25 protein-coding genes and 1 tRNA gene are annotated in these 22,728 nt (G+C 44.4%); 24 read left to right on the forward strand and 2 right to left on the reverse strand.

All coding sequences use genetic code 11. The annotated features are described in order from the left end of the window. The first annotated feature begins 38 nt into the window (after positions 1–38). The 7 genes from mnmG (at position 39) to AC1DVJ_RS02395 (ending at position 7,484) form a co-directional block, all read left to right on the forward strand. Positions 39–1,934, forward strand: coding sequence for a tRNA uridine-5-carboxymethylaminomethyl(34) synthesis enzyme MnmG (mnmG, locus tag AC1DVJ_RS02365; protein WP_477588079.1), 1,896 nt, complete (start codon positions 39–41; stop codon positions 1,932–1,934). A 3-nt stretch (positions 1,935–1,937) separates the two neighbouring features. Then, positions 1,938–2,663 carry a 16S rRNA (guanine(527)-N(7))-methyltransferase RsmG gene (rsmG, locus tag AC1DVJ_RS02370; protein ID WP_477588081.1) on the forward strand — a complete coding sequence of 242 codons (726 nt, stop codon included), beginning with the start codon at positions 1,938–1,940 and terminating at the stop codon, positions 2,661–2,663. 460 nt (positions 2,664–3,123) lie between these two features. Continuing rightward, complete coding sequence (gene noc, locus AC1DVJ_RS02375) at positions 3,124–3,939, forward strand: nucleoid occlusion protein (RefSeq protein ID WP_477588082.1); 816 nt, start codon at positions 3,124–3,126, stop codon at positions 3,937–3,939. Positions 3,940–4,103: 164 nt separating this feature from the next. Beyond that, complete coding sequence (locus AC1DVJ_RS02380; RefSeq protein WP_056622827.1) at positions 4,104–4,862, forward strand: ParA family protein; 759 nt, start codon at positions 4,104–4,106, stop codon at positions 4,860–4,862. After that, positions 4,859–5,731 (forward strand): ParB/RepB/Spo0J family partition protein, encoded by an 873-nt coding sequence (locus AC1DVJ_RS02385; protein ID WP_477588083.1) that lies wholly within the window; start codon positions 4,859–4,861, stop codon positions 5,729–5,731. The genes AC1DVJ_RS02380 and AC1DVJ_RS02385 overlap by 4 nt, the downstream gene beginning before the upstream one ends. A gap of 84 nt (positions 5,732–5,815) precedes the next feature. Next, a complete protein-coding gene (locus AC1DVJ_RS02390) occupies positions 5,816–6,976 on the forward strand; it encodes an aminotransferase class V-fold PLP-dependent enzyme (protein ID WP_477588085.1) in 1,161 nt (386 codons plus the stop codon). Positions 6,977–6,992: 16 nt separating this feature from the next. Then, positions 6,993–7,484, forward strand: a complete 492-nt coding sequence (locus tag AC1DVJ_RS02395) for a DUF4446 family protein (RefSeq protein ID WP_477588086.1) — start codon at positions 6,993–6,995, stop codon at positions 7,482–7,484. Here AC1DVJ_RS02395 and yyaC read toward each other — a convergent pair. Further along, positions 7,459–8,082, reverse strand: a complete 624-nt coding sequence (yyaC, locus tag AC1DVJ_RS02400) for a spore protease YyaC (protein WP_477588087.1) — start codon at positions 8,080–8,082, stop codon at positions 7,459–7,461. The two genes, AC1DVJ_RS02395 and yyaC, sit on opposite strands and share 26 nt — an antisense overlap. A 95-nt stretch (positions 8,083–8,177) precedes the next feature. On the opposite strand from yyaC, the gene AC1DVJ_RS02405 reads away from it, so the two are divergent. The 5 genes from AC1DVJ_RS02405 to AC1DVJ_RS02425 all read left to right on the forward strand — a co-directional run bounded on the left by AC1DVJ_RS02405 (position 8,178) and on the right by AC1DVJ_RS02425 (position 10,289). Next, positions 8,178–8,420 (forward strand): putative Se/S carrier protein, encoded by a 243-nt coding sequence (locus AC1DVJ_RS02405; RefSeq protein WP_477588088.1) that lies wholly within the window; start codon positions 8,178–8,180, stop codon positions 8,418–8,420. A 12-nt stretch (positions 8,421–8,432) separates the two neighbouring features. Continuing rightward, positions 8,433–9,320, forward strand: a complete 888-nt coding sequence (locus tag AC1DVJ_RS02410) for a mechanosensitive ion channel family protein (protein WP_477588089.1) — start codon at positions 8,433–8,435, stop codon at positions 9,318–9,320. A gap of 1 nt (position 9,321) precedes the next feature. Continuing rightward, a complete protein-coding gene (locus tag AC1DVJ_RS02415; RefSeq protein ID WP_477588091.1) occupies positions 9,322–9,549 on the forward strand; it encodes a DUF951 domain-containing protein in 228 nt (75 codons plus the stop codon). 76 nt (positions 9,550–9,625) lie between these two features. After that, positions 9,626–9,713: transfer RNA gene (locus AC1DVJ_RS02420), tRNA-Ser, on the forward strand. A gap of 171 nt (positions 9,714–9,884) precedes the next feature. Then, positions 9,885–10,289: a hypothetical protein gene (locus tag AC1DVJ_RS02425; RefSeq protein WP_477588092.1), complete on the forward strand. Its 405-nt coding sequence runs from the start codon at positions 9,885–9,887 to the stop codon at positions 10,287–10,289. Positions 10,290–10,370: 81 nt separating this feature from the next. On the opposite strand, the gene AC1DVJ_RS02430 is transcribed toward AC1DVJ_RS02425, so the two are convergent. Continuing rightward, on the reverse strand, positions 10,371–10,562 hold the full coding sequence (locus AC1DVJ_RS02430) for a YjzC family protein (protein WP_028557224.1): 192 nt from the start codon (positions 10,560–10,562) through the stop codon (positions 10,371–10,373). Between the two features lie 243 nt (positions 10,563–10,805). Between AC1DVJ_RS02430 and rpsF the strand changes: the two genes are divergently transcribed. From rpsF to yycF, 12 genes are all read left to right on the forward strand, one after another. Continuing rightward, the gene (gene rpsF, locus AC1DVJ_RS02435; protein ID WP_436239400.1) at positions 10,806–11,093 is read left to right on the forward strand and encodes a 30S ribosomal protein S6; all 288 of its coding nucleotides are present in this window, start codon (positions 10,806–10,808) and stop codon (positions 11,091–11,093) included. A gap of 34 nt (positions 11,094–11,127) precedes the next feature. Beyond that, on the forward strand, positions 11,128–11,610 hold the full coding sequence (gene ssb, locus AC1DVJ_RS02440; protein WP_477588094.1) for a single-stranded DNA-binding protein: 483 nt from the start codon (positions 11,128–11,130) through the stop codon (positions 11,608–11,610). Positions 11,611–11,635: 25 nt separating this feature from the next. Next, complete coding sequence (rpsR, locus tag AC1DVJ_RS02445) at positions 11,636–11,923, forward strand: 30S ribosomal protein S18 (RefSeq protein ID WP_028557221.1); 288 nt, start codon at positions 11,636–11,638, stop codon at positions 11,921–11,923. Positions 11,924–12,074: 151 nt separating this feature from the next. Next, positions 12,075–12,386, forward strand: a complete 312-nt coding sequence (locus AC1DVJ_RS02450) for a MazG-like family protein (protein WP_477588095.1) — start codon at positions 12,075–12,077, stop codon at positions 12,384–12,386. A 6-nt stretch (positions 12,387–12,392) separates the two neighbouring features. Beyond that, the gene (locus tag AC1DVJ_RS02455; protein ID WP_477588096.1) at positions 12,393–13,307 is read left to right on the forward strand and encodes a DUF2232 domain-containing protein; all 915 of its coding nucleotides are present in this window, start codon (positions 12,393–12,395) and stop codon (positions 13,305–13,307) included. Between the two features lie 18 nt (positions 13,308–13,325). Further along, complete coding sequence (locus AC1DVJ_RS02460; RefSeq protein WP_477588098.1) at positions 13,326–15,287, forward strand: DHH family phosphoesterase; 1,962 nt, start codon at positions 13,326–13,328, stop codon at positions 15,285–15,287. Continuing rightward, on the forward strand, positions 15,284–15,733 hold the full coding sequence (gene rplI / locus AC1DVJ_RS02465) for a 50S ribosomal protein L9 (RefSeq protein WP_477588099.1): 450 nt from the start codon (positions 15,284–15,286) through the stop codon (positions 15,731–15,733). The genes AC1DVJ_RS02460 and rplI overlap by 4 nt, the downstream gene beginning before the upstream one ends. 128 nt (positions 15,734–15,861) lie before the next feature. After that, entirely contained in the window at positions 15,862–17,235 is a 1,374-nt protein-coding gene (gene dnaB / locus AC1DVJ_RS02470) for a replicative DNA helicase (protein ID WP_477588101.1), read from the forward strand. A 604-nt stretch (positions 17,236–17,839) separates the two neighbouring features. Beyond that, positions 17,840–19,126 carry an adenylosuccinate synthase gene (locus tag AC1DVJ_RS02475; RefSeq protein ID WP_477588103.1) on the forward strand — a complete coding sequence of 429 codons (1,287 nt, stop codon included), beginning with the start codon at positions 17,840–17,842 and terminating at the stop codon, positions 19,124–19,126. Between the two features lie 150 nt (positions 19,127–19,276). Continuing rightward, positions 19,277–19,951, forward strand: a complete 675-nt coding sequence (locus AC1DVJ_RS02480) for a hypothetical protein (RefSeq protein WP_477588105.1) — start codon at positions 19,277–19,279, stop codon at positions 19,949–19,951. A 333-nt stretch (positions 19,952–20,284) separates the two neighbouring features. Continuing rightward, positions 20,285–21,826: a peptidoglycan DD-metalloendopeptidase family protein gene (locus tag AC1DVJ_RS02485; RefSeq protein ID WP_477588106.1), complete on the forward strand. Its 1,542-nt coding sequence runs from the start codon at positions 20,285–20,287 to the stop codon at positions 21,824–21,826. A gap of 181 nt (positions 21,827–22,007) precedes the next feature. Continuing rightward, positions 22,008–22,727 (forward strand): response regulator YycF, encoded by a 720-nt coding sequence (gene yycF, locus AC1DVJ_RS02490; protein WP_477588107.1) that lies wholly within the window; start codon positions 22,008–22,010, stop codon positions 22,725–22,727. Position 22,728 lies beyond the last annotated feature (1 nt).

Below are 22,728 nucleotides of genomic sequence, written 5' to 3' on the forward strand. Positions count from 1 at the left end.
GGCATTCGCGTTTTCATAAAAGAGGGAGGGACGTTTCTATGGGATATCACGCAGGAGATTATGACGTTATTGTTATCGGCGCCGGGCATGCTGGCTGCGAAGCCGCGCTAGCTTCAGCTCGCATGGGTTGCAATACGTTACTATTGACGATCAACTTGGACATGGTTGCTTTCATGCCTTGTAACCCATCCATCGGTGGTCCGGCGAAAGGACACGTTGTTCGTGAGATCGACGCACTTGGCGGAGAGATGGGTCGCAATATTGATAAAACCTATATTCAACTTCGTATGTTGAATACAGGTAAGGGTCCAGCTGTTCATGCGCTGCGCGCTCAAGCGGATAAGTTTTCGTATCAGCATAAAATGAAAGAAACCATTGAAGCTACGCCTAACTTAACTTTGCGTCAAGGGATGGCTGAGGAGCTTATTGTTGAGGACGGCGTTTGTAAAGGGTTAATTACTAAAACCGGTGCTGAATATTACGCAAAATCTGTCGTTTTGACGACGGGTACGTATTTACGCGGAAAAGTCATTATGGGCGAACTTATGTACGAGAGTGGACCTAATAATCAACAACCATCTGTAAAATTATCTGAGTCCTTGCGCAAGCTGGGCTTCGACCTAGTTCGTTTCAAAACAGGTACGCCACCGCGCGTTCATGGAGATACGATTGATTTTAGTAAAACTGAAATTCAGCCTGGCGATGAGCAACCTAAGTTTTTCTCGTTCGAAACTAAGTATGGCTCTAATCATAATGAACAGTTGCCTTGCTGGTTAACGTATACGTCTGCAGAAACTCACCAAATTATTAATGATAATCTACATCGCGCTCCGATGTTCTCAGGTGCTATTGAAGGGACCGGCCCGAGGTATTGTCCTTCTATTGAGGATAAAATTGTTCGTTTCGCTGATAAGGCGAAGCATCAAATTTTCCTTGAGCCAGAAGGCCACAGTACTTCAGAGTATTATGTGCAAGGTCTTTCCACAAGTATGCCGGAAGATGTACAACTTGGGATTTTGCGTTCTATTCCTGGCTTAGAGAAAGTTGAAATGATGCGTACGGGCTATGCCATCGAATATGATGCTGTTGTACCAACGCAATTGAAGCCTTCATTGGAAACGAAGTTGGTTAGCGGTTTATTTACTGCTGGACAAATCAATGGAACATCTGGGTATGAAGAAGCTGCGGGTCAAGGTGTCATGGCGGGTATTAATGCAGCTCGTAAAGTGCAGGAGAAGGAAGCCATCGTATTGGATCGTTCGGAAGGCTATATCGGCGTTCTGATTGATGATCTAGTGACAAAAGGGACGAGTGAGCCGTATCGCTTACTTACTTCACGTGCAGAATATCGCTTGTTGCTTCGTCATGATAATGCGGATCTACGATTGACACCTATCGGTCATGAAATCGGATTGATTTCTGAAGAGCGTTATGCGAAATTTTTGAACAAAAAATCACTAGTTGAACAAGAAATTGAACGGTTATCGGAAGTGAAGGTAAGACCTGAGCCTCATGTTCAGGAATTACTACTAAGCTTGGAAAGCGTGCAGCTGACGAACTCGGTACCGGCGATTTCCTTATTGCGTCGACCTGAGATTGAATATAAGCATATTGAACAAATGACGATGTCTCCTTTTGACTTAGATGAAGATATGAAGGAACAAGTTGGTATTCAAGTGAAGTATGCCGGCTATATTGAAAAGCAGAGTAATCAAGTAGATCGTTTGCGCAAAATGGAAAAGAAAAAGATTCCCGACGATATTGAGTATAGCTTGATTCATGGTATTGCGACAGAGGCGAAACAAAAACTCGCGAAAATTCGTCCTATCTCTATTGGTCAGGCATCCCGGATTAGCGGGGTTACTCCTTCGGACATTTCGATCTTGCTTGTTTATTTAGAACATTACAATAGAGTCATAGCGGCTAGAGGTTAAGATATGGATGCTACACAGCAACAATTCATAGAGTTATTAAAAAAAGAAAATATCACGCTATCTACACAACAGCTAGATCAGTTTGATCAGTATTACAAGACACTCGTTGAGTGGAATGAGAAAATGAATCTAACGGGTATCACAGAGAGAGGTCAAGTTTATCTTAAACATTTCTATGATTCTCTTTCTGTGGCTTTTAACTACGATATGTCGAAGGCGATGTCACTAGCTGACATCGGTTCAGGCGCTGGGTTTCCAAGCATTCCGCTCAAGATTGTCTTTCCTCACCTTCAAGTCACGATTGTTGATTCGTTGAATAAGCGGATTCTATTTTTAAAAGAAATTGTCTCTCAACTCCATCTAACAGATATGGACTGTGTGCATGGCAGGGCAGAGGATGTGGCGAGATTACCTCGTTACCGTGATCACTTTGATCTCGTTACCGCAAGAGCAGTTGCTAAGTTGCAAGTTCTGAACGAGTTTTGTCTTCCTTTTGTTAAAAGCGGTGGGACCTTCATTGCTATGAAGGGTTCTGAGGTAGATGAGGAGATTAAGGAAGCTTCTTTTAGTTTAGTAGAACTGCGTGGGAAGGTTACAAAGGTTAATCGGATGATTTTGCCAATCGAAGAATCTGTGAGACACTTTGTGGAGATTCGAAAAACAGCTGCTACGCCTGTTAAATATCCTCGGAAAGCTGGTATCCCGCTAAAGGAACCGCTCTTTAAATAAGGCAAATGTTTCACGTGAAACATTTGCTAGCTTGCTTAACGAATAGAAGGATTATCGCCTTCGATGGAGAATACTTATATAAGGTGAAAGCTTGGCTGTTACTGGCTTCGCCTTAGTTTTTATTTGTGATGTTGTAGTGTTGGATATTCGCAATTGATAGATTAAATTTACTAGAATCATACAGCATGAGTGGCAGCGTCCCGGAATGTCGAGTTGATCTTTTCACCATAACATGGGCTGTAATTTTTAGATAAACGCGCTCGTCCTAAGAGGGATGTAGTAGCCGTTTATTGTAACCACTTAAGAATTGATAGTTTCCGGTACACGGAAGAACGAATTCTTAATGGCGATAAAAACAACATCTAAAACGCGGTCGCTCCTCCTCGAATTTACTTCGATAGAAGGTTTCTCACTGTACTGATCGCTTAAACTACGGGAAGAGTTGGTGGTAAGTTTTCCTATGAAAGAACAAATATCGAAGCTGTTTGGCCTATCAGATCGTTCCACGACGGATGAGGTCAAAAACATACCCGTAAATAGTATTATTCCAAGTCCCTATCAGCCAAGAACGCTGTTCGATGATGATCGAATTGATGAACTATGTCAAACTATTCGTACACATGGTATTATTCAACCCATCGTTGTGCGAGTCATAAATAATACATTTGAATTGATTGCTGGCGAACGGCGCTTGCGTGCTGTTAAAAAACTTGGTATGGATACAATCCCAGCGATTGTTCGTGATTTCAATGATTCACAAGCAGCATCCATTGCTCTTATTGAAAATTTACAACGTGAGGGACTTACTGCAATTGAAGAGGCTGCAGCTTATCATCAATTGATAGAGATGCATGATCTCACGCAGGAGAGCCTTGCACAGCGTCTTGGTAAGAGCCAATCTACGATTGCGAATAAGATTCGACTTTTACAGTTGTGTGAGCCAGTAAAAATGGCTTTGATGGAACGTAAAATTACTGAGCGCCATGCACGAGCTTTATTAGCCTTAGATCAAGAAGAACAACAGGTTAAGCTTCTTGAGGAAATCATTACAAAAGAATTAAATGTTAAACAAACGGAAATTAAGATTAGCTTTCTGAAGGAAGCGGCAAAGATTAAGAAGACGCGTCGCGTATCTTTTACGAAAGATGTTAGGCTTGCTCTAAATACGATTCGACAATCGGTTGAAATGGTTTCGAGCTCAGGTTTACATATTAATACGTCTGAGCAAGATCATGAAGACCATTATGAAATTATAATTAAGATTCCTAAGCGATAATTTAGGCATTCATGCTACCTAAAACGGCGCAAGCCGTTTTTTTTGCATCTAATGGCACTAATCTATCAAATATTCATGAGGTAACTGATTGATAGTTATGGTAAGATAGTACTACTGCTTGTTAAATAGCATTATGGAACATAAGCGATAGAGGTGAAATGGTTTTGTCTAAAATTATTGCAATAACGAATCAGAAGGGTGGCGTCGGCAAGACGACGACTTCTGTGAATCTAGGCGCTTCATTAGCTTCGCTTGGTAAACGCGTTCTTTTGGTTGATATTGACCCGCAAGGGAACACGACAAGTGGTATTGGTGTAAACAAAGCTGATGTAACAAATTGCATCTACGATGTATTAATTAATGATGTGCATCCGAAGGATGCAACTGTTGAAACAAATGTTCCAAATCTTAAAATTGTTCCGGCAACGATTCAACTAGCTGGAGCAGAGATTGAATTGGTTCCGACCATTTCAAGAGAAGTTCGATTGAAGAAGTCACTTCAACTTGTCAAACACTTATATGATTATATTTTGATAGATTGCCCTCCTTCACTTGGTCTTCTAACGATTAACTCCTTAACTGCAGCTGATTCTGTAATTATCCCCATTCAATGTGAATATTACGCATTAGAAGGTTTGAGTCAACTTTTGAATACCGTGCGATTGGTGCAAAAGCATTTAAATACAGGACTTCAAATTGAAGGCGTGCTATTGACGATGTTTGATGCGAGGACTAATTTAGGTATTCAGGTCATTGAAGAAGTTAAAAAGTATTTCCAAACAAAGGTATATCAAACGATTATTCCTCGTAATGTACGTTTAAGCGAAGCGCCAAGTCATGGGCAATCTATTATTACGTACGATCCTAGATCAAAGGGCGCGGAAGTTTATTTAGAACTTGCTAAGGAAGTGATCTCAGTATGACCAAAGGCCTCTCTAAAGGTTTAGGTAAAGGATTAGACGCATTAATTACGTCCTTGCATATTGATGAGAGCGATAAAGTCATTCAAATTCCACTAGCTCAATTAAGAGCCAATCCGTATCAGCCAAGAAAACACTTTAATGAAGATAGCATCAAGGAGCTTTCGGAATCGATCAAGGAACATGGTGTTATTCAGCCAATCATTGTTCGCAAGGTTCTTAAGGGCTATGAAATCATTGCGGGTGAACGTCGTTTCCGTGCTTCTCAAGTTGCAGGGACGCCAACCATTCCAGCTGTTGAAAGGATTTTATCCGATCAGCAAGTGATGGAGATCGCTCTGATTGAAAATGTTCAGCGTGAAGATCTTAATGCGCTTGAGATTGCTTTTGCTTATCAAGGCATCATTGATCAGTTTTCTTTGACGCAAGAAGAGCTTTCAGCAAAGGTAGGTAAGAGTAGGTCTCACATTGCTAATTTCTTAAGATTACTTTCTCTGCCGGAAGCCATTAAACAATATGTTTCACGTGGAACATTATCTATGGGTCACGCAAGAGCAATTGTTGGTGTAAAGGACGATAAGATTAAGAAAGAACTAGCGGAATCAACGATCTCTAAACAATGGAGTGTTAGAGAACTTGAAGAAGCGATTAAAATGTTAGAAGAACCGCCCGGCCCTGAAAAAGAAAAGGCGAAGCAAAAAGAAAAAAACAGAGACCCGTATATCAATCAAGCTGAAGAGCAATTGCGAGATATTTATCGGACATCGGTGAAGATTAAAAGTCAGCAGGACAAAGGGAAGATCGAGCTACTCTATTACTCGAAAGACGATCTCAACCGACTGCTAGAGTTATTGCAAGGTAAAATCTCATAAAAATTGCTAGCATACCTATGTTTTTCTTTCGAGCAGAAAGAAGAAACTAAGGTATGCTATATTTTTGACTTAGGGGCTGAAAACATGAAGGGCGTTATGTATTTCGACCAAGCGGCATCCTCGTGGCCTAAGCCGCCATCGGTGATGGATGCGATGATGCAATGCATGCAGGAGTATGCAGCCAATCCCGGTAGAGGCAGTCACCAGATGGCCGTAAAGGCTAGCCGTGCACTATTCGTGACAAGAAGGAATCTGGCGAAATTATTTGGTGTTAGAAACCCCAACGATATTTCATTTGCATTAAATACGACACATGCACTGAATCAGGCAATCAAAGGATTTGTGAAGCCTGGCGATCATGTGATTTGTACCAATGTTGAACACAATTCGGTAAGAAGACCGCTAGAATATTTGAAAGCTAGTGCCGGAGTAGAGCTTACATACTTAAAACACGATGAGCAAGGAAATATGCAATTAAATGATCTGAAAGAAGCACTTCGCTCGAATACAACACTCGTCGTTGTGAATCACAGTTCCAATCTTCTGGGCACTATTATGCCAATTGGTGAGATCGGTGAGCTCTGCAGAAGTCACGGCGCGAAGCTGCTCGTTGACGCCGCTCAGAGTGCCGGTGTACTGCCCATTCATGTCGCAGATATGAATATCGACATGCTCGCCTTCCCTGGCCACAAGGGGCTTCTGGGGCCTCAGGGGACGGGTGGTCTATATATCCATCCAGACATTGATTTGGAACCGTTGCTGCATGGAGGTACAGGAAGTCAATCGGAGGCGATCCACCAGCCTACGGTGCGTCCTGATCGCTACGAAGCAGGGACCCAGAACACGGTTGGCATCGCTGGATTGAACGAAGGCGTGAAGTTCGTGCTTGCCGAGACAGTGAACAAGATTCACGAGAAAGAGTGGGCGCATACCCAACAATTAATGGAAGGCTTACTGGGAATTGAAGGAGTAACGATTCTAGGGCCGAAGCTTGGACAAAATAAGACAGGAATCGTGGCCTTTAATATTCAGGATGTGGATTCATCGGAAGTTGCCTTTATTCTCGATCAGTCCTTCCAAATAGCGGTGCGAGCTGGCTATCATTGTACGCCGCTTTCTCATGAAATTGCAGGCACATTGGCTAAGGGTGCCGTTCGGGCGAGTATCGGCTATTTTACAACGGATGTAGAAGTGACAGCTTTGATTGAAGCCGTAAGAGAGATTCAAGCGCAATATGCAAAGTAGAAAGAGGGATTTGGGCATGGGGGAACTGTTTGGCTTGAATGCAGAATATGTGATATTAGTGTGCTTCGCATTCATTCTGGTGTTGTTTATTACGATCATTATTATTTCAATTCGGTTGTCATCCTTACGGAAACGATATACGCAAATGATCAATGGTTCTAGTGCTGAAAACATGGAGCAGCTGCTAATCGGCATGCAGAACGCCTTGAACGAGCAAAAGGCCGAATCCGTTAAGGCTTCAGCCAATATCTTTAGTATTCGTCAAGCCATGACAAAGATGACATCCAACATAGGAATTCGTCGCTACAATGCTTTTAATGAAGGCGGTAGTGATTTAAGCTTTTCAATGGCCTTGCTGAATGAAGAGCAGGATGGTGTGATCCTCACAGGGATACATAGTAGAGAGCAAATGTATGTATATGCAAAGCCGATTGCAAAAGGTCAATCCAGCTATACGTTAAGTCCAGAAGAGAAAGAGACAATTACTCAAACTTTAAAGCAGTCGTAGCACTCGGTGTAAATGATTGAGTCCGTCTGATCGCAGCGTAGAGGGCATCGCCAATGACGGTAGCCATATTCATAACGAGGCTTAGCCGCGTATTTTGCAGGACGAAATATTCCATGAAGCCGCCAACATTCACGATCCCAGTGACATGAATATCACCAACTGGAGGCAGGTCTTTATTGACTCCCGCACCTGGCTTAAGCGGTCCATGCGCAACCTGAATGCAGCCGACACTAGCCACTTGCCCCAAACAAGCATCTACGGCAACGATAAAGGGGTTCTGGAATTGCTTATGAATCGTATCCACAGTTTCGGCTAAATTCATGGCGTGGACTGGTTCATCCAAGGTGCCAAACAAATGAAGATTGCGGAGTGTAGTCGTGCGATTTAAATGGGAACCAACCAGTGGTCCCAGAGAATCACCTGTGGATCGATCAGTTCCTACACAAATCACTACGATAGGTTGATAGGTTGGTAGTTTACTGAAAATCGACTGTAAATGCTTTGCGAGAAGATAGGGTGTATTGGAATCGGTATGTTGAATCTTCAAAGGTTCTTGCACTGGGGTTTTATCGCCGTCGAATCCAAAATGGAATTTCATGATATCCCTCCAAAGTAGTAAATCTTTTTACTAGTATATGGAGAGAGAGGTACATTTATACGTAGAGAGGAGAGCTTTCTCTGGAATTTTCTATCATGTTGATAGCTTTTGATTCTACCCAACAGGCACTAAGAGCTGAGATGCTGCTAGAATATGCGGATATTGAGATAGATATCAGGCCCACGCCGAAGGAGATTACAGCCGGATGCGCTCTTTCTATTGAATTTCCTGGCGCAGATCTTACTCAAGTTCAAGAGATTATAGAGAGCGAGAACGTAGAGATTAGAGGAATATATTTTAAAAAAGAAGATGGATATGGTACTATAGTAGAAAATTAAGGAGGTTTGCTAGTGACTTTGGAAACACATTTCTTCGAAAATCTGATGCAATGGATTCGTGAACATATCAGTAAACCTGAGATCATTGCTTCGGTATTCTGGATCGTTATCAAAATAGTCCTAATATATATCATTGCTAGAATTATCATTAAAATTGCTGATAAAACTATTGCTCACATGGTCATTGCGAGAGAAAAATCACCACTCAACATTGATAGACGTAGATCGAATACCATTTCTATTCTCATACATAACCTCATCGCGTATACCGTAAATCTAGTTGCTATCATGTTAATTTTAGGTCAAGTAGGTTTAAATTTAGGACCCTTACTCGCTGGTGCAGGTGTTCTTGGGTTAGCCATAGGTTTCGGAGCACAGAGTTTGGTGAAGGATGTCATTACGGGGTTCTTTATCATTTTCGAGGATCAATTCGGGGTTGGCGATGTGATTCAAATTGATCAATTCAAAGGGACCGTTGAGGAGATCGGGATTCGTGTGACGCGGATCAAAAGCTGGACAGGCGAGGTTCACATTATCCCAAACGGAAACATCAAACAAGTGACGAACTTTTCAACCTACAATTCGATTGCGGTAGTAGATGTATCTATAGCCTATGATGCTGATATTGATCGTGCGATGGACTTATTGCGAGAAATTGTCGGTGAAGTGAATGAGCGTACAGAGAATATCGTCAAAGTGCCTGAGGTGCTAGGTGTGCAAATGATCGGGAATTCCGAGTTGAAAATACGGGTCATTGCTGAGTGTAAGCCTAACACCCAAGGAGAAGTAGGAAGGATTCTGAACGCGGAAATTAAAAAATATTTAGATGCCAACGGTATCGAAATCCCGTATCCTAAGGTCGTGACTTACGTTAAACAGGAAAAGGTGGAGGGGAACTAAGATGGAGAAGAAGGAATACCAACTTGGCGATGTCGTACAGATGAAAAAGCCCCATCCATGCGGTACTAATGAAATGGAAATTATTCGAATGGGGATGGATATTCGGATCAAGTGTGTAGGTTGTAAGCACAGTGTCCTCGTGCCGAGAACGAAGTTCGAAAGCAAGCTTAAGAAAATATTACGCAGTAATGCCGTGACAGATGCCATGATGGACGAAGAGACGAGCTAAGTTTCCAATAAAAATAGTAAAACACTTGCGAGAGACAGACTTTTTTGATACAATAAGTCCTGTTCTCATTTTCCTTGGAAAGGTACCCAAGTGGTCCAAGGGGGCTGACTCGAAATCAGTTAGGCGTCGCGAGGCGTGCGTGGGTTCGACTCCCACTCTTTCCGTACTAGAACACATAAGATGGATGAAAGCCGTTTATATCCGTAATGGGTATAGGCGGTTTTTTTTTGTTTTTAGAAACGATGTAAAAAGGGATAAAGAAGCCAAATGCAGGAAAACTAACCGTTAGGATTGAGAACTGAAGATCAAGGAGGTAAATAGTTATTAAGATATGGATGATAGTTCTTGTGGTGTTTGCAATGGTGGCCTCAGGTTGCTCCAAGAAGGACGGAAACAGCGTAGCTAGTCCAACTGCAAGTGTGACTGTTCAGACCTCACCTGGGGCTTCTGCGACGCCTAGTGGCACGAATACGGGTGGGACAGTGACAGCTACGCCGAAGGCAACTGGTGGGGTGGCAGAAACAACCTCCACGATTACGAGGGAACAAGTCGAGAAAATTCCAATGACGAGTACCTATGATGATTTGGTTAAGGAGACAGGATCTAAAGGGAAGTTAGTGAAAGAAGAGAATGGGAAACAATCATATGAATTTGCCATCTCGAATCAACCAGGATACTATGCCTTATTCGTTTACTTTCCGGATGGAAAGATTTCAGAGAAAAATGTGTATATGAGGTAAAAGTATCTGAGTGTATATGAAAATGAACACCCCGCAGCTAAGCTAGAGGGTGTTCATTTTCATTCATTTTAATAGAAGTAGTTACATCCGTTTGCCGCCTTTTTTATGCCATTTGCGATTATGATTGCTCGTTGCTGGAAAAGTGTCGCCTTTGCGCAGTGTAACTGTCTTGGGATTGTTAATTCCCATATGGAAGGCATTCTCGCCAATTTCCATATATTCGCCGTCGTTAGGAACATGATCGCCTTCATTAAAATGTGTCCATTCACCCACGATTGAATCACCTCTTCATAAGAATAACAATCATAGTTATGATTGCCCCAAGAGGGCGAAAGCATGTACCTCATCACTTACCAGCTTCCACCTATGCGAAGCCTGTGATAAAAACTTGTAATTTGCCGCATGATTTGCTATAGTATTCAGGTGCGAGTTTTGAAAAGAATCCTCGCTCCTTGCTCCTTCGCTTGCCTAGCAAGTTTGAACAGGAGCCGCTTAGTCCAAAAGGAGGTGAAATACATGCGCAAATATGAATTGATGTACATCATTCGTACTGACATTGAGCAAGAAGTTGTTCAATCTACGGTTGAAAAATTTCAAGGCATCATCTCGAACGGTGGGGGAGAAATCTCCAAACATGACCTGATGGGTAAACGCCGTCTTGCGTATGAGATCAAGAAGTTCCGTGACGGGCACTATGTGCTTGTACACTTCAACGCAGAACCTGCTGTTGTAACTGAACTTGATCGCGTACTTAAGATTTCGGACGAAGTTATTCGTCACTTAATCGTAAACGACGTAGCTTAATCAAAGCCAGTATTTTCGTCAGGAGGGTTATTCCATGTTGAACCGTGTCATTCTTATCGGTCGATTGACCAAAGATCCAGAACTTCGTTATACACCAGCTGGGGTAGCAGTTACCCAATTCACACTTGCTGTGGATCGTCCTTTCACGAGCGGTGGCTCGAAAGAACGTGAAGCGGACTTTATCAATATTGTCACGTGGAGGCAGCTTGCCGAAACATGTGCGAATTACTTGCGTAAAGGTCGCTTAACAGCAGTTGAAGGACGCATTCAAGTTCGTAACTACGACAATAATGAAGGAAAACGTGTTTACGTGACTGAAATTATTGCCGATAATGTACGTTTCCTTGAATCTAGCGGCGGCGGAAATCGCGAAGAAGGCGGATCACCTAACGCAAACGCAAGCTACGGCGGCGGAAGCGGCAGTGGCAATCGTGGCGGTGGATCGCGCGAGCAGCAGGATCCTTTCATAGATGACGGAAAACCGATCGATATTTCCGATGATGATTTGCCATTTTAAACGTAGAAAGGACTGAAGAGACACAATGGCTTTCCAAAAAAGAGACAATAATGGTGATGATCGTGCTGATCGCAAATTTGCTCCTCGTGGCAAAGGCGGTAAAGGCAAGCGCCGTAAGGTTTGTTACTTCACTGTAAACAAAATCAAGCATATTGATTATAAAGATATCGAGACTCTTAAAAAGTTCATCAGTGAGCGCGGGAAGATTCTTCCTAGACGTGTAACTGGTACTTCCGCTAAGTACCAACGTGCTTTGACGATTGCGATCAAACGCAGCCGTACAATCGCGTTGTTGCCTTACACAACGGAATAGGTTTTATCAAAAAGACAGCTGGTCAAACGGCTGTCTTTTTTGTATGCCCAATGACGTGATCGAATACCTATGTAGAGGCTTTCTTTTCTAGTACCTATTTGTGGTATAATTGAACAATATCGTTTCTTTGTGAGATGAGGAGAGATGACGGTTGCTGAATAGGGAAAAAGATATTGACCTAGCCAGACGAGCCAAAGTCATTGAGTGGCTCAAAACAGAAGTCGTAGATCATGTAGCTCATCTGCTCAAGGGCATGTGGGAAGGTAGTCATGCCAAGATGATCGATGGATTGGCCAGCTTGATATCGAGCGGCTATATTTTAGGCCGAAGACTGGGGATTTCTTATCGCAGTTTGGACGAAGCTATTGTTGAGAAAATGAAGAAGCACCGCCAAGAGGGACATCAACTTGAGGACTGGTACGGCGACATTTCATCGCTCGAAGAACATTTACGTAAGAGGTGAGCCCGGTTGGGGAATCGAAGTTGGCAAAGTGTCATCTGGAGCGTAGTTATGATTATTTCGTTGCTATCGCTGATGACGCCATTTATTATTTTTACATGTAGTTTTCTGTTGGTTCCAGTGCTTATGTTATATGTCAAAACAAGTACAAAGCGTTTCGTCGTTAGCTATGTGCTCAGTCTGTTCGTTGTTTTTATTCTTACTCAGTGGTTAGGCCTTTATTTAGTAACAATTGCGTTGTTTATATTACCACCTGTGTTAGTGATGGGGAATCTATATAAACGCAAAGCGCCAGCCAGATCCGTACTAACCGCGGGTATCGTAACCATACTAGCGGAGTCGTTGTTAGGTTTAGTTTTAGGCTTTGCATTAGGACTTGATCCGGTTTCCAAGTTTAAACAATTCATGATAGATAGTATTGCAACCATGCCGCAAAGCATTCAAGAGATTTTGCCGAAGGATCAAGACTGGTATGTGAGCTTCATTGTACAGGTCATTCCGTTGTATCTGATTTTCATGGCGTTGTTCCTGACCTTCGTGACGCATGGCGTAACGCGCTGGTTTTTGAACAAATCTGGCGAAGGTATCCCAGGTTTGCGCCCGATGAGGGAATGGATGCTGCCCAAATCGCTGGTTTGGATTTATCTAATAGCGTTCGTTTTAGAATTGTTCACGAAGCCTGATTCGAGCTCGCTAATTTCGACACTATTGATGAATGCGATGCCGCTATTGATGCTCGTATTCGCTATTCAAGCAATAGGCTTTCTATTTTATGTGGCTCATGCGAATAAATGGAAGCCAATATTACCCGTCGTAGCGATTATCCTCTTAGTTATTATTTCGCCGCTATTCTTTGTTTACAGCCTATTAGGGGTATTTGATGTTGCGTTTCCAATCCGTGAACGGTTCAAGAAAAATTTATAGGATTAGGAGCTAGTTCGAATGCCGAAGTTCCTTTTGAAGCGGTGGCACGGTCAACATATCGTGTGGATGTTCATTCTCCTCATCGCCTTGACAGCCATTATCTATATGTTCAAATGGTGGCTGGGCCTAACGGCTTTCTTACTCTGCGGAGTCATGGCGTACTTTACGCTGCAAGCCGAGACAGCTTTTCGCCGTGAATTGAATACGTACGTCGGAACGATATCCCATCGGGTAAAAAAAGCGGGCAATGAAGTCATGAGCGGCCTGCCCATCGGCATTATTTTATATAATGAAGAGAAACGCATTGAGTGGCATAATCCTTTTGTAGCAAAAATGCTAGGGCATGACTCGGTCATTGGTGAGTCGCTTCTTGATTATTTCCCTGATCTCAAAAATAAGAAAGACAAAAGCGATAAAATGGAGTTAAAGGTTGGCCAATTTATTTATCAAGTCTGGTTCAAACCCGAGGAGAGACTCCTCTATCTACGTGAAATTACGGAGCAAGCGTTGCTGGCGAAGAAATACGAAGATAGCAAACCGGCGATTGGGATCGTCATGATGGATAATTTGGATGAGGCCACGCAGGGACTGGATGATCAAGCGCGCAGTATTATGCTGGCCAAGGTCACGGGTGAGATTACGGAGTGGGCTCAGAAGAATCAACTGTATCTACGCCGGACATCATCAGATCGCTTCCTGATCCTGATGGATCAGAAGGCATTGCGTCAATTAGAACAAACACGCTTTGAGCTGTTGGATGATGTTCGTGATCTAACGATCGAGAACAAGCTGCCACTAACGCTTAGCATTGGGATTGCATCAGGAGCCGACCAGCTGGCTGAACTTGGTCAAATGGCACAAATGGGATTAGACATGTCACTCGGCCGCGGCGGGGATCAGGTGACGGTGAAGGTTGGGCAGCGACTGTCCTTCTATGGCGGAAGAACGAATGCGGTTGAGAAACGTACACGGGTTAGAGCTCGGGTGATCTCGCATGCGCTGCGTGATCTGATGAAGGACAGCGATAAGGTTATCATCATGGGTCATCGTTTTCCGGATATGGACTCTATCGGCGCGGCGATTGGTGTGCTCAAAGCTGTACAGGTTGTGGGCAAAGAAGGCTACATTGTTCTAGAGGGCATTAATCCTTCCATTCAGAAGGTGATGGAGACGATTTCGACGGATGAGCGACTGCACCGTTGGTTCATTACACCGGAGCAAGGGATGCAGATTACGACACAGCGTTCCCTTGCGGTTGTCGTTGATACACACAAGGCTTCGATGGTCGCGGAGCCAAGGCTGCTGCAGCTGACTCACAGGGTCGTAGTGGTTGATCATCATCGTAGGAGTGAGGAGTTCATCCATGATGCTACGCTCGTCTACATGGAGCCGTACGCGTCCTCTACGTGTGAGCTTGTGACAGAGCTGCTGCAATATATCAACGAGAAGTTATCGATGGAGGTACTTGAGGCCACGATGCTGCTGGCTGGTATCGTTGTAGATACGAAGAGCTTCAGCCTTCGGACGGGGGCCAGAACCTTCGAAGCAGCGTCGTACTTACGACGTAATGGGGCAGACTCTGCTCTTATTCAGAAGCTGCTGAAGGAAGATCTTGATTCTTATATTGAGCGTGCCGAAGTTATTAAACACACAGAAACGATCTATGATCATATCGCATTGGCAGTTGCAGAGCCATCACGCAAATATTCTCAGTTGATGATTGCTCAAGTTGCTGATACATTGTTAAATATGACGAATATTATGGCTTCCTTCGTAATTGCCGAACGACCAGATGGATTAATTGGGATTAGCGCGAGATCGCTAGGTCAAATGAATGTTCAAGTGGTCATGGAGCGTCTTGGCGGCGGCGGGCATCTAACCAATGCAGCCACACAGACGGACGGTACATTAGAGGAAGCAACGAATCGATTAAAACAAGTACTAGCCGATATGCAGGAAGAGGAGGGACTTTTCGAATGAAAGTAATTTTACTCAAAGATGTAAAGGGCCAAGGTAAGAAGGGCGAAGTTAAAGAGGTATCCGAGGGTTATGCGCAAAATTTCTTGATCGCACAAGGACTTGCTGCTCCAGCTACACAGGGCACTGTCAAAGTGTTGGATAATCAGAAAAAAGCCGAGCAACGCCGCAAGGATCAAGAGAAGGCTGATGCACAGGCATTGGGTGAGAAGCTTGGTGAAATGACCGTTCAAATTAAAGCGAAGTCTGGCGAAGGTGGACGTTTGTTCGGAGCCATTCCTAGTAAACAAATCGCTGAAGTGCTTGAGAAGCAATTTAAGATCGTGATCGATAAGCGTAAAATCGTGCTGGAAGAGCCGATTCGTACACTGGGTGTAACGAAGGTTCCCGTTAAACTGCATGCGGAAGTAACAGCTAGCTTGAATGTTCAAGTAACGGAAGAGAAGTAAACTTGTGGGTCATGAAGATTCGAATAGCAGGTAGAGAGAACGAGAGTCCCAGTCTGGGACTCTTCTCTCTTGTAGACGCAAAACTAGTAAACTATTAAATAGCGAAAATGAAAGGCGGGCACAGTAGCATGAGCAACGGAGATAATATGTTTATGGATCGTGTTCCGCCTCAAAATATAGAAGCCGAGCAAGCCGTCCTTGGTGCGATTCTGATCAACAGTGAGGCTTTGATTACCGCGATGGAGCGGATATCCAGCGATGACTTCTATCGCGGTACGCATCAGCGGATATTCGAGGCGATCGTGGAGCTCGCTGAAGATCAAGAACCTGTCGATTTGATTACACTAACCGCGCTTCTCCAAAACAAGTCGCAGCTTGAGGAAATCGGCGGTGTGACGTATTTGTCGGAGCTGGCGAACGCGGTGCCAACCGCTGCCAACATCGACTACTACGCGGCGATCGTCGAAGAGAAGTCGATGCTTCGCCGTTTGATCCGCACCGCGACCCAAATCGTCACCAATGGCTACGCCAATGAGGATGATGTCGGGGCGATGCTCAGTGAGGCAGAGACGAAGATCCTTGAGATTTCGCAGCGCCGTAGCTCCAGCGGATTCGTCGTCATCCGCGACGTGCTCATGGAAGTGTTCGAAAAGGTTGAAAGCCTATACTCGAACAAGGGTGGGTCAACGGGAATTCCGTCAGGATTTATTGACCTGGACAAGATGACGTCTGGCTTCCAGCGTTCGGATTTAGTCATTCTGGCCGCCCGACCTTCTGTTGGTAAAACCGCGTTCGCACTGAACGTGGCGCAGAATGTAGGCGTTCGGGCCAAAGAGACCGTCGCGATCTTCTCGCTCGAGATGGGCGCGGCGCAACTCGTACAACGTATGATCTGCGCCGAGGCCAACGTCGATGCGAACCGTATGCGGACGGGTTATCTCGAAGGCGACGACTGGGAGAAGCTGACGATGGCCATCGGTGCCTTGTCAGAGGCGAATATCTATATCGACGATACTCCGACGATTACGGTCGCGGATATCCGGGCGAAGTGTCGTCGTTTGCAGCAGGAAAAAGGGCTCGGCATGATCCTCATCGACTACTTGCAGCTGATTGCTGGCCGTGGTGGTAAAGGCGGCGACAACCGTCAGCAGGAGGTCTCTGAAATCTCCCGTACGCTGAAGCAAATTGCCCGTGAGCTGAATGTACCGGTTATCGCGCTCTCGCAGCTGAGCCGGGGCGTTGAGCAGCGGCAGGACAAACGTCCGATGATGTCTGACCTTCGGGAATCCGGTTCCATTGAGCAAGATGCCGACATCGTAGCGTTCCTCTACCGGGACGATTACTACGATAAGGAATCCGAGAAGAAGAACATTATCGAGATTATTATTGCCAAACAGCGTAATGGTCCCGTAGGAACCGTCGAGCTGGCATTTCTGAAACAATTCAATAAATTCGTGAATATGGATCGCAGTCATCAAGAAGCAGCAGCCGGGCAGTATTGACGGCTGTTTTTTCTTTGTTGAATTGAGGGAATTTATATGAGGGGTTCCCCTTAAATGAAAAATTTGCATTTTCCACAGCAATCAGACATAAAAAAAGCCCTGAAGTGGAATCTTATGGGGAAGAGAATCAATGAGGAATAGGCAAAGCCAGAGCTTTTTCTTCTTTTAGCGGCAGCAATGAAATAGTTAACGTAAATTCCGAACAATTATACAGACACCCCTATAATCGTTCGTTTTTCATTGACTTTGGCATGGGGGACTGCTAAACTAAAGACGGTGAAAAAACCTTGATCGACAAGCCGGCTTCAAGCAGGTAACTCGAAATAAGGTCGTTTTTTCATGCCGAAGGGCGGGTTTCCTTTCTGCAGATCACTGCCGAAAGAGACCAGATATTCCTTTGCGGTGAGTAAGTGAGAGTTAGCTCTCTTATCTGTTGCCGCGTGTAGCAGTGAATAGAGGTAGATGCATCACCAGAATCGCCAGAGGGAAAGTGCAATGGACGCTGAACGCTTTAGCGCTTTAATGAAGTCCAACTTTCCTCTGTGGTCTTACAGCCATAACGGCTCATTATGGGTGACTTGTCACCGTACGGAGGTAAGTGCATATGTCAACGGTTGTTGTTGTCGGTACGCAATGGGGAGATGAAGGAAAAGGTAAAATCACGGATTTCTTAGCGGAATCTGCTGAGGTTGTTGCGCGTTATCAAGGTGGTAACAATGCAGGTCACACGATCATTATTAGCGGGAAAAAGTACAAGCTGACGATGATTCCTTCCGGTATTTTTTACAGAGATAAAGCTTGTGTGATCGGGAATGGGATGGTTATTAATCCGGCTGCACTCATTGAAGAAATTAATTATATTCATGATAATGGTTTTACAACAACGAACCTGAATATCAGTGATCGCGCGCATGTCATTATGCCGTATCATTTGGTTCTTGACGGTCTGGAAGAAGATCGTAAAGGTGATAGCAAAATCGGTACGACCCGCAAAGGGATCGGTCCTTGTTATATGGATAAAGCAGCACGTAACGGTATTCGTATCGCGGATTTGATGGATGCAGAAGAGTTCGAATTGAAGCTTCGTCGTATCGTTGCTGAGAAAAATGTTTTGATCGAGCAAGTCTACGGTTCGACAGGTCTTGATGTGGAGCCAATCCTTAAAGAGTACCTAGCGTACGCTGAAGTGATTCGTCCTTACGTGAAAGACACTTCCGTCATCTTGAATGAATACATCGACCAAGGTCGCAGAGTGTTGTTCGAAGGCGCGCAAGGCGTCATGTTGGATATTGATCAAGGCACATACCCGTATGTAACTTCTTCGAACCCAACGGCTGGCGGTGTGTGTATCGGTTCTGGTGTTGGCCCGACGAAGATTCACAACATTATCGGTGTAGCTAAAGCGTATACGACACGTGTCGGCGACGGTCCTTTCCCAACGGAATTGGACAATGAAATCGGTGCTTGGATTCGTGAAAAAGGCTTCGAGTACGGCACGGTAACAGGTCGTCCTCGTCGTGTTGGCTGGTTCGACAGTGTTGTTGTGCGTCACGCAAGACGCGTTAGCGGCATCACGGGCTTGTCCTTGAACTCGATCGACGTTCTGACAGGCCTAGAAACGGTCAAAATTTGCACAGGCTACATGTACCGCGGTGAGTTGATTGAGCACTACCCAGCGAGCTTGAAAGCTATCTCCGAGTGCGAAGCGGTGTACGAAGAGCTTCCAGGGTGGACAGAAGACGTTACTGAAGCGCGCACATTGAGCGATCTGCCTGAGAACGCGAGACACTATGTTGAGCGTGTATCCCAGCTGACAGGTATCCCAATCGCGATCTTCTCCGTTGGCCGTAACCGTGAGCAAACGAATTTGGTTCGTCCTATCTACGCTTAAATCATAGATAACCTAAACAATCCCTTAGGCTGTTCAGCAGCTTAGGGGATTTTTCTTTTTGCTTATAGGGATATAATGGCAAGGTTTTCGTCCATACTGAGAGGAGGAGCATATCTATGCGCAAGTAATGTTAGGAGTGATACGAAACGAATGAAACTGTTAACTTGGTTAAGTAAAATCGTCATAAGCACCGTCCTTATTACATCAATTACGATGTTTACAACGTGGTATGTGGTAAACATGTACGTGGAGGATATATTTCGACAATATCAGCTACCAGCTATGGGTAAAAAGATTCAATTTGGTGAATTTGCGTCAAGATTGGCGGAAGAGCTGAATATAGTTAAGGGGAAAGACGGGGGGAAGAAGACAGCATTAGGGGAAAACCCTGCAACGACGCCGTCGCCAACTCCTAGTCCCAACCCGTCAGGGGCCTTTCCAAGCCCGAGTTCAAGTCCAAATCCGAATGATCATCAACCTGTAGGCGGTATTAGTTCGTCTGGCGATGTAGATACATCGACAGTAAATCAAGACGATGCGATAGCCGTGATGGGAAGCGCTCGAACGGAGGAGAGCGAGAAGAAGGAGCTTGTCATGTCCACAGAGGATTTTGCGAAAAAGAAAGAAGCCCTCTCGAGTGATGATAAAATGAAAATATTTTCACTTGTGGTCGCTAAGCTGCCGCAGACTGAGGTGCAAACACTCTCCGCGATCCTGGAGGATGGGATTACAACGCAAGAACTTGAAGAAGTAAACACGACACTCAAGAAATATTTGAGTGACAAAGAGCTAACGCAGTTAACGGATATTTTAAATAAGTACTAGGTTTAGGGAAGTTGCTGACCGATAGATCTACATCCGTAGCTTCCCTTCTAAGTTTCACGCCCTTCGTCACTTTATGTAAAAATATGGGTAAGGGCAGTTGGGGTTTCGAACAAAAAATAGTATTTTAGCGGCTTCTTTTGGTGGTGGACACGAATCTATCACATGGAGATCGAGTATTTTGTTGAAATGAGCACAGAAAGTGTGTTAAATTTAACAAAAGAAAGACAACATAATGGATATTATGTCTAATCAAGGTTTATTTATGTATCTTCGGAGCAAATCCAAGGATGCAAAACCGTTCAAAGGGAGAAGATCATGACAGGTTTCAGGGGAATGCGTTTTGTCATGGATCTCATTAAGAGATTCAAGCCTAAGCGAGAAAGCTTGACCGGAAATGAATCATTATCAGACAAGCAGCTAGAAGCAGTTCAGCTAGACGAAGTTACGACATCCACGACACTAACGGTTATTAAACGACATAAATGGGCTATTGGACTAGGTGTAGGTGCCATTGCACTTACGGGAGCGATTACGTTCACCGGACATCAGTACGTAGAAGCAGGCATGGACAATGTCTATCATGTGATGCTTAACAACGAAGAAATAGGTATCGTAAGCGACTATAAGATAATTGATGAATATAAGAAGAACAAACCGTTAGATGTACAGAAGAATTTTCCAGATGTTCATGTTGTGCTTAAAACAGATAGTATCACCTATACGTCTGAAAGGGCTTACAATGTAGAAACGGACGATTCTGCTGTGATTTCCTCGTTGGATCAATTGCTCATACCACAACCTGTGGGTGTTGCACTAAAGGTGGATGGCAAGACAATTGCGATTGTGAAGGATCAGGCAACAGCCGATCAAATCCTTAACCAAGTCAGCGAACCATTTACACCCAAAGGGAAAAACAGTGAAAAAGTAGCTGCCTTGTCTACCGGTCTAGGTGAGGATATTTCAACAGCACCATCCGAGCTTGAAAAGGTGGAATTCGTTCAGACGGTCGACAAAGAGGAAGTTCCCATCGATCCTACAGAATTAGCTAAGCCTGAGGATGTTGTGAAGACCTTGCAAACTGGCGATGTTGCACCTGCCAAGTACACGGTGGTTGAAGGTGATTGTGTATCCTGTATTGCAAAGAAATTAGGCATCACGAAGCAATTTATTTATGATAATAATCCAGGCATTCAAGATGATAAGCTTAAGATTGGCAATCAGTTGGACGTTACGGTGCTAAAGCCGACGCTTTCTGTGAAAACGACGGAGAAGATCGTAAAGAATCAGGAGATTCAGTACGATACCGAGTATGTGAAAGACGATTCGATGCGCTTAGGCGTGGTCCAACCAATTTCACCAGGAAAGAATGGACTGAAGAAAGTAACGATTCAAGTGACCAAGGTTGATGGCTTATTGACGGAAGAACAAGTCGTAAACGAAGAAATTATTGATGAACCCGTTACCGCTAAGGTGAAAAAGGGAACGAAGGTCATTAAAGGTGAAGGTACCGGGAAGTTCGCATGGCCCGTGATTTCTCCTAGTATCTCAAGTACATTCGGTTATCGTTGGGGCAAGCTGCATAAAGGCATTGACATCACAGGTAACAGAAATATTATGGCAGCAGATAATGGCAAAGTCGTCGAAACGGGCTACAAATCAGATTACGGCAATTATATTATTATTAATCACTTAAATGGTTATGAGACCTTATATGGACATCTTAGCCAAATCATCGCGAAGTCAGGCACCATCGTCGAGAAGGGCGATAAAATTGGAATTATGGGGAGCACAGGTGATTCTACTGGCGTGCATTTGCATTTTGAAGTGCACAAAAGCGGAGGCTTGGAAAATCCTTTGAAATATTTGAATCGGTAAATAAAGATTGAGGCAAGGTCGAACCGGACAACTCGGGGGCCTTGTCTCTTTTTAGTTAAATGTATGTTAAAATGTAGAAGAGTATGAAGGAAATAACTGGCTAATACATGGATATAACTCTGGCAGCTGCGCTCGATTAGGAGATGGCGGTGTCAGTTACTTTATAGTGGGCGGTGGACGCATGTTTGGGAAAATTCTTGTGGTGGATGATGAACAACCAATTGCAGATATTTTGAAATTTAACCTGGAGAAAGAAGGCTATCAGGTCATCTGTGCGTACGATGGTGGAAGCGCTGTAGAGCTTGCGTTCTCGGAGCAGCCAGATCTGATCCTGCTTGATCTCATGCTGCCAGTCAAGGATGGCATGGATGTATGCCGTGAGGTGCGCTCTAAGCTCAATACGCCGATCATTATGCTGACAGCGAAGGATACGGAGCTGGACAAGGTACTGGGCTTAGAGATGGGCGCAGACGACTATGTGACGAAGCCATTCGGCACGAGAGAGCTTCTGGCCCGTGTTAAGGCGCATCTGCGCAGACAAACGAAGGTGCAATCGGCACCGAATGAGCCGGAAGCGCAGCGGAACGGGATGCGCATTCATGCGCTGTTCATCGATAACGACATGTATATGGTTTACAAGGATGGAACGCCGCTTGATCTGACACATCGGGAGTTCGAGTTGATTCAATATTTGGCTAAAAACTCAGGCAAAGTGATGACCCGTGAGCACCTGCTGCAAGCGGTGTGGGGCTTTGAATATTTCGGCGACGTACGGACCGTCGATGTGACGATTCGTCGTCTACGCGAGAAGCTCGAGACGGATCCAAGCCGTCCGGAGTATATCATGACGCGCAGGGGTCTTGGTTATTTGATGCGCAGTCCTAAAGCCGGAGGCTTCTAAA

It is taken from the genome of Paenibacillus sp. P4_A9 (assembly GCF_056402415.1).